This window comes from Halorubellus amylolyticus, assembly GCF_034808145.1.
GTDB lineage: Archaea > Halobacteriota > Halobacteria > Halobacteriales > Natrialbaceae > Halorubellus.
The window spans coordinates 1-278 of record NZ_JAXHGM010000051.1; the positions used below are offsets into that span (position 1 = coordinate 1).

Annotated in this window: 1 protein-coding gene; it reads left to right on the plus strand. The window is 34.2% G+C overall.

The annotated features are described in order from the left end of the window. On the plus strand, positions 1 to 278 hold a 278-nt coding region (locus SM754_RS20240), incomplete at both ends, for a hypothetical protein (protein ID WP_323677942.1).

Below are 278 nucleotides of genomic sequence, written 5' to 3' on the forward strand. Positions count from 1 at the left end.
CAGCTTCTTCTGAAGCTACTGTAGTTGAAGGCAAAGAAAACAATTTGGATAAGTCAAAAATGGATTCTGTTTCTGAAGAAGTATCTAAAGTTGCTACTGAAAGCAATGAATCTGTTGATGTTGCAGTTAGTGAACATAAAGATAAGGCGCATATTATTGATGTAAGTTCTGAGAACTTTTCTGTTGAAGCAGAAATTGTGGACACTATTTCTCCCAGAGGTGAGAAAATTGAGAATGTTTCTGAAGAAACTAACGAAATAATTTACTCAAACTCTAGT